Below are 13,590 nucleotides of genomic sequence, written 5' to 3'. Positions count from 1 at the left end.
CGGGGCTCAGCCCGCGGCGGCGACCGCCTCGGCGACCTCGTAGGTGTTCAGTGCGGCGCCCTTGCGCAGGTTGTCACCGCAGACGAACAGCTCCAGGGTGTTCGGGAAGTCCAGCGACTGCCGGATCCGGCCCACCACGGTCGGGTCCCCGCCGACGGCGTCGGCCGGGGTCGGCCACTCGCCGGCGGCCGGGTCGTCCTTCACCACGATCGTCGGCTGCGCGGACAGCACCTTGCGGGCCGCCTCGACCGACACGTCGCGGGAGAAGGTCGCGTGGATCGCCAGCGCGTGCGTGGTGACCACCGGCACCCGCACGCAGGTCGCGGAGACCTTCAGCTCCGGGATGCCGAGGATCTTGCGGGACTCGTTGCGGACCTTCAGCTCCTCGGACGACCAGCCGTCGTCCTTCAGCGAGCCGGCCCAGGGGACCACGTTCAGCGCCAGCGGCGCCGGGAACGGGGAGCCGTCGCCGACCGGGACGCCCGCCGCCTTCAGCGCGTCGGCGACATCGCCGGAGACGCTCCCGACCTGCTTGCCGGCCAGCGCCTCGATCTCGGCGTAGAGCTGGTCGACGCCGGGCTGGCCGGCGCCGGAGGCGGCCTGGTACGAGGAGACGACGAGCGCCTCCAGGCCGAACTCGCGGTGCAGCGCACCCATCGCCGCCATCATCGACAGCGTCGTGCAGTTCGGGTTCGCGATGATGCCCTTGGGGCGGTCGGTCACCTTGTCGGCGTTGACCTCGGGCACGACGAGCGGGACGTCGGGGTCCATCCGGAACGCACCGGAGTTGTCGACCGCGACCGCGCCGCGGGCGGCCGCGACCGGCGCCCACTCGGCGCTGACCTCGTCCGGGACGTCGAACATGGCGATGTCGACGCCGTCGAACACCTCGGGCTTGAGCTCCAGGACGGTGACGTCCTCGCCGCGCACCTGCAGCACCTTGCCGGCGCTGCGGGCCGAGGCGATCAGCCGGACCTCGCCCCACGGCACCGACTCGCGGGAGCCGATGATGTCGATCATGGTCGTGCCGACGGCGCCGGTGGCGCCGACCAGCGCGAGAACGGGCTTGTTCATGGCCATCTCAGCTCACCGGCCCGTTCCCGCGGCGACCACCGCGTCGTCCTCGGCGCCCAGCCCGAACGCCTCGTGCAGCGCCTGCACCGCGTCGTCCAGCTGGTCCGACCGGCAGATGACCGAGATCCGGATCTCGGAGGTGTTCATCGTCTCGATGTTGATCCCGGCGTTCGACAGCGCCTCGCAGAACGTCGCGGTGACGCCCGGGTGGTTGCGCATGCCGGCGCCGACCAGCGACACCTTGCCGATGTCGTTGTCGTAGATCAGCTCGGAGAAGCCGATCTCGCCCTTCGCGCGCTCCAGCGCCGCGACGGCGGTGTCGCCGTCGGTGCGGGGCAGCGAGAACGTGATGTCGGTCTTCTTGTCCGACACGTTGGAGATGTTCTGCAACACCATGTCGATGTTGATCTCCGCGTCGGCGACCGTGCGGAAGATCTTCGCCGCCATGCCCGGGGTGTCCGGCACACCGGTGACGGTGATCTTGCCTTCGGACCGGTCGTGCGCGACGCCGGTGATGATCGGATTCTCCAACGGGATCTCCTCGATCGAGCCGGAGACCAGCGTGCCCGGCTTGTCGTTGTAGGAACTGCGCACCCGCAACGGCACGCCGTAGCGGCGGGCGTACTCGACGGCGCGCAGGTGCAGCACCTTCGCGCCGGAGGCGGCGAGCTCGAGCATCTCCTCGTAGGTGACGGTCTCGAGCAGGCTGGCCCGGGGGACGATCCGCGGGTCGGCCGAGTAGACGCCGTCGACGTCGGAGTAGATCTCGCAGACGTCGGCGTTCAGCGCCGCGGCCAGCGCGACGGCGGTCGTGTCCGATCCGCCGCGGCCCAGCGTGGTGATGTCCTTGGAGTCGGCGCTCATCCCCTGGAAGCCGGCGACGAGCACGATGTAGCCCTCGTCCAGGGCCTCCCGGAGCCGGTACGGGTTCACCTCGGTGATCCGCGCGTCACCGTGCCGCGAGGTGGTCAGCATCCCGGCCTGGGAGCCGGTGAACGACCGCGCCTCGGCCCCGAGCGAGTGGATGGCCATGGCCACCAGCGCGTTCGAGATGCGCTCACCCGCGGTGAGGAGCATGTCCATCTCGCGGGCCGGGGGTTTCGGGGAGATCTGCTCGGCGAGGTCGGTCAGTTCGTCGGTGGTGTCCCCCATGGCGGACACGACGACGACGACGTCGTGTCCCTCCTTGCGGGTACGGACGATCCGCTCGGCGACCTTCTTGATGCGCTCTGCGCTCTCGACCGACGATCCGCCGTACTTCTGCACGACGAGGGCCACGCCGACCTCCTGTCCTGGCTCCGCTTCTCGAAGCCGTCGGGTGCTCTCTTCGGCCGCGGGCGAGCGTGGGTGGAACGCCCGCGGCGCTGGTCGGAAAGGCACACTACCGGCGGACGGCATCCGATTTCAGGCTCTGACCGGCCGTCGATGACTCAGGACACACGGGCGTGTCACCGGCGCGCCCGTCCGGTATCCCGCAGCGCGCGCGGCCACGGATGATGATGCCCCGCCCGGCCCGCCGGGCGGGGCCGTCAGGCGGCCCGCCCGGACTGGCGGAGCCGGTGCCTGCGGACCGCGTCGGTGTTGCCGCAGCGGGCACTGCAGTAGCGCTGCCTGCCGTTGCGCGACACATCGGCGAAGATCCGCTCGCAGCCCGGCGCGGCGCACCGGCCGAGCCGGTCCATCCCCCGGGTCGCCAGGTGCGTCGCGGTGCCGATCGCGATCAGCGCGTGCAGCACCGCGGCCAGCCCCAGGCCGTCGTCGCGGTGGTGCAGGTGCCAGTGCCCGTCGTGGTCGGTCAGCCGCGGCGGGCCGGTCCCCTCGGCGAGCAGCGCGTTCAGCAGCTCCGCCCGCGCACCGGCCGCCGGCGCGTCGACCACCTCGGCCCAGCGGGCCAGGAAGGCCGTGACGGCGCCGAGATCGGCCGGCTGCGGCGTCCACTCCCGGGCCAGCCCCGCCGCGACGCAGCGGTCGGCCAGCTCGGCCACCGACGACGGCGGGTCGTTCGCCAGGTCGGCGGCCAGCAGCACCGGATCGCGACCGTAAGGGTTGATGTGCACCAAGCCATTACAGCAGGGTCGGACGGGTGAGCACACCCCTGGACCACGAGTGGGAGACGGTGTCCCGGCACCGCACGTCGGACGGGACCGTCCGCTACCGGCGGTGCCGGTGCGGCGCATGGCGGATCGAGCCGGGCGGCGACGTGCCGCCGGCGGTCGTGCTGCCGGGTCAGACCCGGCGCAGCAGCCGGACGACGACGGTGGTCAGCACCAGCCAGAGGACCGCGGCGACGCCGTAGTTCAGGGTCACCGCCAGCTTCGGCTGCTCGGGCGTGAACAGGTCGCCCAGGCCAAGGTTGAACTGCGCGGCCCAGCCCGCGACGAACTCGGTGAGGAAGTTCGCCGGGTTCGCGTCGAGCAGGGTCAGGACGATGTGGGCGACCAGGATGCCGACGATCACCAGCCCGACCACGCGCACGATCGTCGCGATGATGCCGAGCCCCTGTCGCAGGGTCGTTCCCACGGTTGCCGCCATCAGCACACCTCTCCCGTCGTGACGGACGCCATGGTCCCATCCGGGCGCCCTCGCCACCCCTTCAACGACGCGGGCGGCGGCCGGTTGTGATCTCTTCGTTGCGACCGCACATCGCCCCGGCCGAGATCCGCCCGAGATCCACCCGGTCACCGGGTTGCCGCGCAACGGGGGTACCGGGCTACGGTGGACACATGGCGCGCCTGCTCCTTCGCCGCCGCGGCGGGGTCTGACCGACCGGCCCCTCGTCGCGGGGTCTCGCGTGTCCGCCGGTCGCCACGGCCGTCCGGCGAACACAGCGACATCGCCACACTGCGACACATCAGGAGCACCTTCCCGTGACCACGTCTCCCGACGCCTTCGAGTCCCGCGCCCGCAGCAACGTCCGCACCCCGCAGGGCGCACCGCACGACGGGCAGCCCGCGTGGAACCGCCAGCGCGGCTCACAGCTGCCGTTCCACCGGTACAAGCCGTTCCATCAGCTGGTCGAGCCGGTCTCGCTGCCCGACCGCACCTGGCCGGACAAGGTGATCGACACCGCGCCGCTGTGGTGCGCGGTGGACCTGCGCGACGGCAACCAGGCGTTGATCGACCCGATGAGCCCGCTGCGCAAGCGGCGCATGTTCGACCTGCTGGTACGCATGGGCTACAAGCAGATCGAGGTCGGCTTCCCGGCGGCGAGCCAGACCGACTTCGACTTCGTCCGGGAGATCATCGAGCAGGGCGCGATCCCGGACGACGTGCAGATCCAGGTCCTCACCCAGGCCCGGCCGGAGCTGATCGAGCGCACCTTCGCGGCCTGTGAGGGCGCGCACTCGGCGATCGTCCACCTCTACAACTCGACCTCGATCCTGCAGCGCCGGGTGGTGTTCCGGTCCGACCGGCCGGGCATCACCAAGATCGCCACCGACGGCGCGGAGCACGTCCGGCGGATCGCCGAGAAGTACCCGAGCACGGACTGGACGTTCCAGTACTCGCCGGAGTCCTACACCGGCACCGAGCTGGAGTACGCGGTCGAGATCTGCGACGCGGTCAGCGCGGTCTGGGAGCCGACGCCGGAGCGCCCGATGATCGTCAACCTGCCCGCGACGGTGGAGATGGCGACCCCGAACGTCTACGCCGACTCCATCGAGTGGATGCACCGCCGGCTGGCCCGCCGCGACGCGCTGGTGCTCTCGCTGCACCCGCACAACGACCGCGGCTCCGGCATCGCCGCCGCCGAGCTGGGCTACCAGGCGGGCGCCGACCGGATCGAGGGCTGCCTGTTCGGCAACGGCGAGCGCACCGGCAACGTCGACCTGGTCGCGCTCGGGATGAACCTGTTCACCCAGGGCGTCGACCCGCAGATCGACTTCTCCGACATCGACGAGATCCGGCGCACCGTCGAGTACTGCAACCAGCTGCCGGTGCCCGAGCGCCACCCGTGGGGCGGCGACCTCGTGTACACGGCGTTCTCCGGCTCGCACCAGGACGCGATCAACAAGGGCTTCGCAGCCATGCAGGCCGACGCCGCCGAGGCCGGCCGGCCGGTCGACGACCACCCGTGGGAGGTGCCCTACCTGCCCGTCGACCCGCGCGACATCGGCCGCACGTACGAGGCCGTGATCCGGGTGAACTCGCAGTCCGGCAAGGGCGGCATCGCCTACATCATGAAGACCGAGCACCAGATGGACCTGCCGCGCCGGCTGCAGATCGAGTTCAGCCACGTCATCCAGGCCTACACCGACACCGAGGGCGGCGAGGTCGAGCCGAAGGCCATGCGCGACGCGTTCGACGTCGAGTACCTGGGCCGGGAGACGCCGCTCAAGCTGGTCCGGCACCGGATCACCAGCGACGGCGAGGGCCGGGACGAGATCGTCGCGACCGTCCGGGTGGAGTCCGACCTGCACGAGATCACCGGCTCCGGCAACGGCCCGATCGCCGCGTTCGTCGATGCGCTGGCCGGGATCGGGTTCGACGTCCGGGTGCTCGACTACCACGAGCACGCGATGGGCGGCGGGGACGACGCCCGCGCCGCCGCCTACGTCGAGTGCGCCGTCGAGGAGAAGGTGTTCTGGGGCGTCGGGATCGACAGCTCGATCACCAGCGCCAGCCTGAAGGCCGTGGTCAGCGCGATCAACCGCGCCCTGCGCTGAGGTTCAGCGGCCGATCGCGTCGGTCACCGAGAGCGCCGGCCCGGGAACGTCCGGGCCGGCGTCCGGGCCGGTCGCCGGATCCGCCGCCTGCGGGGTGACCTCGTGCGCGGCGATCCGGCCGTCCCGGATCGCCTCGGCGTGGTGGCAGGCCACCCGGTGCCCGGGCCCGATCTCGCGCAGCACCGGCCGCTCGGTGTCGCACCGGTCGGCCTGCCGCCACGGGCAGCGGGTGTGGAAGCGGCACCTGGGCGGCGGCGCCGCGGGCGAGGGCAGGTCGCCGGTGAGCAGGATCCGCTCCCGGGCGTCCTCGGCGGCCGGGTCCGGCTGCGGCACCGCGGACAGCAGCGCCCGGGTGTAGGGGTGCAGCGGCCGTGCGTACAGGTCGGCCGCCGGCCCCTCCTCGACGATCGAGCCCAGGTACATCACGCCGACCCGGTCCGACACGTGTCGCACCACCGCCAGGTCGTGCGCGATCACCAGGTAGGTCAGGCCGAGCTCGCGTTGCAGCGCGCGCAGCAGGTTCAGCACCTGGGCCTGCACCGACACGTCCAGTGCGGACACCGGCTCGTCGGCGACGACCAGGTCCGGCTCGACGCAGAGCGCCCTGGCGATCCCGATCCGCTGCCGCTGCCCGCCGGAGAACTCGTGCGGGTAGCGGTTCAGCGCGGCCTCCGGCAGGCCGACCGCGCCCATCAGGCCGCGCAGCCGCTCCGCGGTGATCGGCAGCCCGTGCGCCGCCATGCCCTCCCGGAGCATCGACCCGACCGACTGCCGCGGGTCCAGGCTGGACAGCGGGTCCTGGAACACCATCTGGAACCGGCGCCGCATCCGGCGCAGCGGCTCCCCGGACAGCGACGCGACGTCGGTCCCGTCGAACCGGACCGAGCCCGCGGTCGGGGCGGTCAGCTTCAGCACCGCCCGGCCCAGCGTGGACTTGCCGCAGCCGGACTCCCCCACCAGCCCGTAGGTCTCGCCGCGCGGGATCCGCAGGGACACCCCGTCGACGGCCCGGACGTGCCCGACGGTGCGCGACACCAGCACGCCCTGGGTGATCGGGAAGTGCACCTCGAGATCGTCGACCTCCAGCAGCGCGTTCATGCGTCGGCTCCGATCGGCTCCGGATTGTGGCAGCGCAGCAGCCCGCCGGCGCCGACGGCGGCCGGCGGGGTGAGCTCGGTGCAGGTCCCGAGTGCGCGCGGGCAGCGCGGCGCGAACGCGCAGGCGTGCTCCCACGGCAGGTTGTCGGCCACCGAGCCGGTGATCGCCGGCAGCTCGTCGGCCGGGTCGGAGTCCAGCCGTGGGATCGAGTGGATCAGGCCGGAGGTGTACGGGTGCCGCGGACCGGCGAACAGCGCGTGCCGGTCGGCCCGCTCGACGACCCGGCCGCCGTAGAGCACGTTGACCCGGTCGCACAGCCCGGCGACGACGCCGAGATCGTGCGTGATCATCACCAGCGCCGTCCCGGTCTCGGCGACGAGCTCGCGCAGCAGCTCCAGGATCTGCGCCTGGATCGTCACGTCCAGCGCCGTCGTCGGCTCGTCGGCGATCAGCAGCCGGGGGCGGCAGGCCAGCGCGATCGCGATCAGCGCTCGCTGCCGCATGCCGCCCGACATCTGGTGCGGGTAGGACCGCAGCCGGAGCACCGGATCGGGGATGCCGACCCGGTCCAGCAGGGTGAGCGCCTCGTCCCGGGCCGCCTTCCGGTCCATCCCGCGGTGCCGGGTGAGCGCCTCGGTGATCTGCACGCCGACCGGCACCACCGGGTTCAGCGACGACAGCGGGTCCTGGAAGACCATCCCGATGTCGCGGCCGCGCCGCTGCCGCAGCTCGGCGTCGGACAGGGTGAGCAGGTCGACCGGCGGGCTCCCGTCGAGCAGTACCGAGCCGGACACCCGGGGGGTGCGCCCGGGCAGCAGTCCCATGATCGCCAGCGAGGTCACCGACTTGCCGCAGCCGGACTCGCCGACCAGCCCGACGACCTCGCCCGGCCGGACGTCGAACGACACCCCGTCCACGGCGACGACGTCGGCCTCGCCCCGGCGGACGAACCGGACCGACAGGTCCTGCACGGACAGCAGCGGGTTCACCGGCGCCCCTTCGGGTCGAGTGCCTCGCGCAGCGACTCGCCGAGCAGCGTGAACCCGAGCGCGACGACGATGATCGCGACCGCCGGGTAGATCGCCAGCGCGGGCCGGATGTCCAGGTAGGGCTGCGCGGAGGCGAGCATCAGGCCCCACTCGGCGCGGGCCGGGTCGGCGTCGCCGAGACCGAGGAAGGACAGTGCGGCGGCGTCCAGGATCGAGGTGGCCAGGGTCAGCGTGGCCTGCACGATCACCGGGCCGATCGCGTTGGGCAGCATGTGCCGCAGCACGACGGCGCGCCGTCGCACCCCGAGCGCGGTGGCCGCCAGCACGTGATCGGACTCCCGCTGGGCGAGCATCGAGCCGCGCAGCAGCCGGGCGAAGATCGGCACGTTCACCAGTGCCACCGCGATGATCACGGTGGTCTGGCTGGGCCGGGCGGCCAGCGCCGCGACCGAGATCGCGAGCAGCAGCGACGGGATCGACAGCAGCACGTCGGTGACCCGCATCAGCACCGTGTCGGCCCAGCCGCCGAGCGCGCCGGCGACGCCGCCGATCAGCGCACCGACGGCCAGCCCGAGCAGGGTGGCGAGCACGCCGACGAGCAGGGTCTGCCGGGAGGCCAGCAGCATCCGGGAGAACTCGTCGCGCCCGTTCTGGTCGCTGCCGAGCGGGAAGCCGTCCTGCGGGCCGGGGATCGAGCCGGGGCGCAGCTCGTCGAGCAGCTCCGGGAACGCCTGCGCCGGATCGTGCGGCGCCAGCACCGGCGCGAGCACCGACACCAGCACGAACAGCCCGACGATCAGCACGCCGACGATCGCGGTGGGGCTGCGCCGCAACCGGCGCAGCGCGTCGGCGCCGAGACTGCGCCCGGCGGTGTCGTCGATCCGCTCGCGGCGCCGGCGCGCCCACGTCGTGGTGCTCACCGCAGCCTGACCCGCGGGTCGATCACGGCGTAGGAGAGATCGACGAGCAGGTTCACCAGCACGTAGATCAGCGCGCCGAGCAGCACCACGGCCTGCAGCCGGGGATAGTCCCGGCGCTCGATGCCCTCGGCGACCAGGGTGCCGATGCCGGGCCGGTTGAACACCTTCTCGGTGAGCACCGCGCCGGCGAGCAGCAGGCCGGTCTGCAGGCCGATCGTCGTCGAGACCGGGAGCAGCGCGTTGCGCAGCACGTGCCGGCCGCGGACGGTGCCGGGGGCCAGCCCCTTGGCGTTCGCGGTGCGCACGAAGTCGGACTCCAGGACGTCGAGCACCGAGGCCCGGGTGATCCGGACGATCACCGCGAGCGGGATGGTGGCGAGGGTGACCGCGGGCAGCACCAGGTGGGTGAGCGCGTCCCAGCTGGCGTCGAACTCGCGGGTGAGCAGGCCGTCGAGGGTCGGGAAGCCGGTGACCGTGGTGGCGTCGATCCCGGTGGCCTGCAGCCCGGACGGCGGGAACCAGCCCAGCTCGACGGCGAAGACCTGCTTGAGCACGTAGCCGAGGAAGAACACCGGGACGGCGACCCCGACCAGGGTCCCGACGATCGTCACGTTGTCCCAGGGCCTGCCCCGGTGGCGGGCGGCCAGGTAGCCGAGCGGGATGCCGGCGAGCACCGCCAGCAGCAGGGCGCAGACGGCCAGCTCGACGGTCGCGGGCAGCGAGCGCCCCAGCTCGCCGAGCACCGGATCGCCGCTGACCAGCGACGCACCGAAGTCGCCGGTGACGGCCCGGCCGAGATAGCGCAGGTACTGGACCGGGATCGGCTGGTCCAGGCCGAGCGTGCGGTTGAGCGCCGCGATCGACTCCGGGGTGGCCTTGTCGCCGAGCAGCGCCCCGGCCGGTCCGCCGGGCAGCGAGCGCAGCCAGGCGAACAGCAGCAGGGACAGGATCAGCAGCGTCAGGATCACCTGGAGCAGGCGGCGCGCGACGAAACGCAGCATGCGGGGAGGTCCTCGTGGTGGGAGGGCGCGAGCCCGGGTGCCGCGAGGTCGTCGCGGCACCCGGGTGCGGACGTCAGTTCTTGGTGACGGTCGAGAAGCGCTCGTCGGTCAGCGGGGACGGGACGAGGCCCTGCACGCCGTCCTTCACGACGATCGCCGGGCCGGTGGTCAGGATCGGCACGGCGGGCAGGTAGCGCGCCATGATGTCCCGGTTGACCTGCTGGTACGCGGCGGCGTGCCCGGCCGGGTCCGGGATCGAGTCGGCGGCGGCGAGCGCGGCGTACATCGCCGGGTCCTGCGGGCCGAACTCGGCCTTCTCGCGGCCGAAGAACGTGCCGACGAAGTTGCCGGCGTCGTTGTAGTCGCCGGTCCAGCCGAGCATGTGCAGGTCGTGCTTGCCGGCCTTCTGGACGTCGTCCTTGTAGCCGCCGTTCCACGGCCGGGCGACCGGGTTCACGGTGATCCCGACGGCCTGCAGGTTCGCCGACATCGCGGAGAACAGGTCGGCCGGGTTCGGCATGTAGGGCCGGGTCACCTCGGTCGGGTAGTAGAAGTTGAGGGTCAGGTTCTGCGCCCCGGCCTCGGCGAGCAGCTGCTTGGCGCGCTCCGGGTCGTAGGGGTACTCGGTGACGTCGTCGGCGTATCCGGCGACGGTCGGCGGCACGAACTCCTTCGCGACCGCGGAACCCTCCGGCATCTTGGTGCGGACCAGGGACTCCCGGTCGATCGCGTGCGCGATCGCCTGGCGCACCCGGACGTCGGCCAGCGCCGGGTTGTTCGTGGTGTTGATACCGAGGTAGAGGATCGAGAACGGGTCCCGGATGAGGACCTGGTTGCCCTGCTCGGTCAACGTGCCGTAGTCCGCGGGCGAGGGGTAGTCGTAGCCGTCGATGGTGCCGGCGGCGAGCTCCTGCTTGCGCGCGTTCTCATCCGGGATGATCTTGAAGATCAGCCGGTCGACCTTGGCCTTCTCGCCCCAGTAGTCGTCGTTGCGGACCAGCGTGATGGTGCCGTTCGCCTTGTCGAAACCCTCGAACCGGAACGGTCCGGTACCGGTCGGGTGTTCGGTGGCGTAGGCGGGATAGGTGAACGAGTCGCCGCTCTGGCTGACGTTGTCGGCGTCGTAGCGCTCCAGCGCGGTCGGGCTGGAGATCGACAGCGAGGTCAGTCCGAACGCCGCCGGGAACGCACCCTTGAAGGTGTTCAGCGACAGCACCGCGGTGGTCGGGTTCTCGGCGGTGCAGGACTTGTAGACCGGATCGCCCGAGGCGTCGCCCTCGTTCTGCTCGAAGCCGCCGAAGACGTCGCCGTAGTAGATCATCTGGCTCTGCGCGGCGGCGCCCTTCATGGTGAACCAGCGGTCGAAGTTCGCGCAGACGGCGGCCGCGTCGAACGGGGTGCCGTCGTGGAACGTCACGCCGTCGCGCAGGGTGAAGGTCCAGGTCCGGCCGTCCGGCGAGGACTCCCACGCGGTCGCGAGCCCGGGCTCCAGCTCGGTGCTGCCCGGCTTGTAGGTGATCAGCGTGTCGAACATCTGCCGGGCGGGCCGGAAGCTCTCGCCGTCGTCGTTGAAGATCGGGTCGAAGTTCTTCGGCGCCCCGGCGGCGCCGAAGACGAACGTGCCCCCGGTCGCGCCCGCCTCGCCGGCTGCGTCCCCGCGCTCCGACGTCGCACAGGCCGCCATCGTCAGCGCCAGCAGACCCGCGGTGACCGCGGTACTCCACCGTCTGGCTCGCATCCATCCCCCAGTCATCGGATGACTGGGGAACCTATAGCGTTGCGTTACTCAACGGTAGATCGTTGCGTCACGATCGTGCTACGAACTGGCACGGGCGTACCAGGTCGGGTCCGGGCGGTGCGCGGGGCCCGTTCAGCCCAGGGTCCGCTCCAGGTCGTCGAGGATCAGCCCGGCGCCGGTGGGGCCGATCGCGAGCATCCAGGCGTCGTCGTCGACGGTGAAGGCGCGGCCCTCCCGCACCGCGGGCAGCGTCTCCCAGAGCGGCGCGACCTGCGCGAACGGCTGGTCGTCGGCGAGCCCGTAGGAGGTCACGTAGACGACGTCGGCGTCGGCGGACCCGATCTGCTCCGGGCCGATGCGGACCGCGATGTCCGGCTCGTCGCGGACGATCTCCGGCTGCGGGAAGCCGGCGTCGGCGAGCACCGAGCCGACGAACGAGCGCGGGCCGTAGAGCCGGATCTCCTCGGGCAGGAAGCGCACCACGCTCACCGTGCGATCGGCCGCGCCGAGCCGGTCGCCCACCTCGGCGGCCCGGGCGGTGTGCGCGTCCAGCAGGTCGCGGCCATGCTGCTCGCGGTTCAGCGCGCCTGCGTAGAGCGCCAGGTTCTCCTTCCAGGCGTCGCCGGTGCGCTCGGCGAACACGGTCGGCGCGATCGCCGACAGCTGCGGGTACAGCGCCTCGTGCCGCAGCTTCGAGGACAGGATCAGGTCCGGCGCGAGCGCGGCGATCGCCTCCAGGTCGGGGGTCGCCATCGGGCCGACCACGGTGATCCCGTCCGGGACCTCCAGGTAGGACGGCAGCGCACCGTCCGCCGCGGCACTCGCCACCCCGACCGGCTCGACGCCCAGCGACAGCGCCACGTCGAGCTCCTGGCTGTCCAGCACGACGACCCGCGCCGGCGACTCCGGGACGGTGGTCGTGCCCATCGCGTGCGCGATCTCGCGCCCGCCCGGATCCGGCGCCGGCTGTTCGCCGGGGGCCGCGGAGCAGCCGGCGAGCAGGGCCGCGGCGAGCAGGAGCAGGACGGGACGAAGCGGACGTACGGTCACCGGCGGAGTGAATCAAGGCGCAACGGGTTCGGCAAGCCTCACCTTGCCGGTGCGGCGATCGTCATGATCAGCCGGCGGCGGCGACCGCGGCGGCGCGGTGCCGGTCGCGGTGGTGCGCGATCAGCGCCCGGGACGCCTCCGGCTCCAGCGCGTCCGCCCGCGCGTCGGCCAGCACCCGGCGGTAGGTCTCCAGGTCCCGCGCCGTGTCGAGGAACGACTCGCCGGCGTGGCCCTCGGTGTGCACCAGGTCCGAGCCCAGCTCGTCCGGGATCGCGAGCACCGAGAACCGCCCGGCGTGCGCCCGCTGCACGCCCGCCGAGAACGGCAGGACCAGCAGGATGACGTTGGGCAGCCGGGACAGCTCCAGCAGCCGGTCGAGCTGGTCGGCCATCACCGACGGCCCGCCGGTCGCCCGCGCCAGCACCGACTCGTCGATCACCGAGCGCAGCCGCAGCGGCGGGTCCGATGTGAGGGCCTCGTGCCGGCGGCGGCGCAGGTGCACCAGCTGGTCGATCTCCCAGCCGTCGTGGCCGGGGAGCCGCGCGGCGAGCACCGCGCGGGCGTAGTCCGGGGTCTGCAGCAGGCCGTGCAGCACCGACAGGTCGAACGCGTCGACGCCGGTCGCGTCGGTCTCGACGGCGGCGTACCGGCCGGGGGCGGGCAGCACGTAGCGCTCGGTGCGCAGGCCCTCGGTGAAGGGTTCCCACCAGCCGCGGGTGCGGCTCTGCGCGACGAGCCGGCGGAGCATCTCCGCCTCCATGCCCTCGACGCCGCCGTAGAGGGCCAGCAGGGCGTCCACGTCGACGGGGCGGGGCACGCCCTTCCCGTTCTCCAGCCGGCTGATCTTCGACGCCGAGCACCTCAGCCCGCGGGCGGCGTCCTCGAGCTTCAACCCGGCGTTGAGCCGCAGGCGGCGCAGCTCCGCGCCGAGCCGGCGCCGCGCGCCGGTGGGCTCCTGCTCCACCTCGTCCTCCTGTCGTCGGGGCCACCCGCTGTCGGTGTCGTCGGAGGGCGCCCGCTGCCAGTGCACTGCACACCTCCGGCTCGTGCAATCCG

Annotated in this window: 12 protein-coding genes; 1 reads left to right on the top strand and 11 read right to left on the bottom strand. The window is 72.5% G+C overall.

The features are described 5' to 3' along the window. Nucleotides 1–6: 6 nt before the first annotated feature. From ABD160_RS16260 to ABD160_RS16245, 4 genes are all read right to left on the bottom strand, one after another. Nucleotides 7–1,080 (bottom strand): aspartate-semialdehyde dehydrogenase, encoded by a 1,074-nt coding sequence (locus ABD160_RS16260; RefSeq protein WP_344023228.1) that lies wholly within the window; start codon nt 1,078–1,080, stop codon nt 7–9. Nucleotides 1,081–1,086: 6 nt separating this feature from the next. Then, nucleotides 1,087–2,352: an aspartate kinase gene (locus tag ABD160_RS16255; protein WP_344023226.1), complete on the bottom strand. Its 1,266-nt coding sequence runs from the start codon at nt 2,350–2,352 to the stop codon at nt 1,087–1,089. Nucleotides 2,353–2,603: 251 nt separating this feature from the next. Then, nucleotides 2,604–3,131: a CGNR zinc finger domain-containing protein gene (locus ABD160_RS16250; RefSeq protein WP_344023224.1), complete on the bottom strand. Its 528-nt coding sequence runs from the start codon at nt 3,129–3,131 to the stop codon at nt 2,604–2,606. 169 nt (nt 3,132–3,300) lie between these two features. Then, the gene (locus tag ABD160_RS16245) at nt 3,301–3,606 is read right to left on the bottom strand and encodes a hypothetical protein (RefSeq protein WP_344023222.1); all 306 of its coding nucleotides are present in this window, start codon (nt 3,604–3,606) and stop codon (nt 3,301–3,303) included. A gap of 335 nt (nt 3,607–3,941) precedes the next feature. On the opposite strand from ABD160_RS16245, the gene leuA reads away from it, so the two are divergent. Then, nucleotides 3,942–5,738: a 2-isopropylmalate synthase gene (gene leuA, locus ABD160_RS16240; protein WP_344023220.1), complete on the top strand. Its 1,797-nt coding sequence runs from the start codon at nt 3,942–3,944 to the stop codon at nt 5,736–5,738. Between the two features lie 3 nt (nt 5,739–5,741). On the opposite strand, the gene ABD160_RS16235 is transcribed toward leuA, so the two are convergent. The 7 genes from ABD160_RS16235 to ABD160_RS16205 all read right to left on the bottom strand — a co-directional run bounded on the left by ABD160_RS16235 (nt 5,742) and on the right by ABD160_RS16205 (nt 13,498). After that, nucleotides 5,742–6,836 carry an ABC transporter ATP-binding protein gene (locus ABD160_RS16235; RefSeq protein WP_344023218.1) on the bottom strand — a complete coding sequence of 365 codons (1,095 nt, stop codon included), beginning with the start codon at nt 6,834–6,836 and terminating at the stop codon, nt 5,742–5,744. After that, the gene (locus ABD160_RS16230) at nt 6,833–7,825 is read right to left on the bottom strand and encodes an ABC transporter ATP-binding protein (RefSeq protein ID WP_344023217.1); all 993 of its coding nucleotides are present in this window, start codon (nt 7,823–7,825) and stop codon (nt 6,833–6,835) included. The genes ABD160_RS16235 and ABD160_RS16230 overlap by 4 nt, the downstream gene beginning before the upstream one ends. Continuing rightward, nucleotides 7,822–8,745, bottom strand: a complete 924-nt coding sequence (locus ABD160_RS16225; RefSeq protein WP_344023215.1) for an ABC transporter permease — start codon at nt 8,743–8,745, stop codon at nt 7,822–7,824. Before ABD160_RS16225 ends, ABD160_RS16230 begins: the two co-directional genes overlap by 4 nt. Beyond that, nucleotides 8,742–9,746 carry an ABC transporter permease gene (locus ABD160_RS16220; RefSeq protein ID WP_344023213.1) on the bottom strand — a complete coding sequence of 335 codons (1,005 nt, stop codon included), beginning with the start codon at nt 9,744–9,746 and terminating at the stop codon, nt 8,742–8,744. Before ABD160_RS16220 ends, ABD160_RS16225 begins: the two co-directional genes overlap by 4 nt. Before the next feature lie 73 nt (nt 9,747–9,819). Further along, nucleotides 9,820–11,484 (bottom strand): ABC transporter substrate-binding protein, encoded by a 1,665-nt coding sequence (locus tag ABD160_RS16215; protein WP_344023211.1) that lies wholly within the window; start codon nt 11,482–11,484, stop codon nt 9,820–9,822. Between the two features lie 132 nt (nt 11,485–11,616). Continuing rightward, nucleotides 11,617–12,534: an ABC transporter substrate-binding protein gene (locus tag ABD160_RS16210; RefSeq protein WP_344023209.1), complete on the bottom strand. Its 918-nt coding sequence runs from the start codon at nt 12,532–12,534 to the stop codon at nt 11,617–11,619. 67 nt (nt 12,535–12,601) lie between these two features. Then, complete coding sequence (locus ABD160_RS16205; protein ID WP_344023207.1) at nt 12,602–13,498, bottom strand: helix-turn-helix domain-containing protein; 897 nt, start codon at nt 13,496–13,498, stop codon at nt 12,602–12,604. Between the last annotated feature and the right edge of the window lie 92 nt (nt 13,499–13,590).

Source organism: Pseudonocardia kongjuensis, assembly GCF_039526905.1.
In the GTDB taxonomy this organism is placed as follows: Bacteria; Actinomycetota; Actinomycetes; order Mycobacteriales; family Pseudonocardiaceae; genus Pseudonocardia; species Pseudonocardia kongjuensis.
Note: the sequence above shows the minus strand (reverse complement) of the source record. Positions and strands in the feature narration are given on the sequence as shown.

Bases quoted from the DNA above. Each gene is read 5' to 3' on its own strand.
- ABD160_RS16215 (WP_344023211.1), bottom strand. From the start codon at position 11,484: ATGCGAGCCAGACGGTGGAGTACCGCGGTCACCGCGGGTCTGCTGGCG.
- ABD160_RS16220 (WP_344023213.1), bottom strand. From the start codon at position 9,746: ATGCTGCGTTTCGTCGCGCGCCGCCTGCTCCAGGTGATCCTGACGCTG.
- ABD160_RS16260 (WP_344023228.1), bottom strand. From the start codon at position 1,080: ATGGCCATGAACAAGCCCGTTCTCGCGCTGGTCGGCGCCACCGGCGCC.
- ABD160_RS16245 (WP_344023222.1), bottom strand. From the start codon at position 3,606: ATGGCGGCAACCGTGGGAACGACCCTGCGACAGGGGCTCGGCATCATC.
- ABD160_RS16235 (WP_344023218.1), bottom strand. From the start codon at position 6,836: ATGAACGCGCTGCTGGAGGTCGACGATCTCGAGGTGCACTTCCCGATC.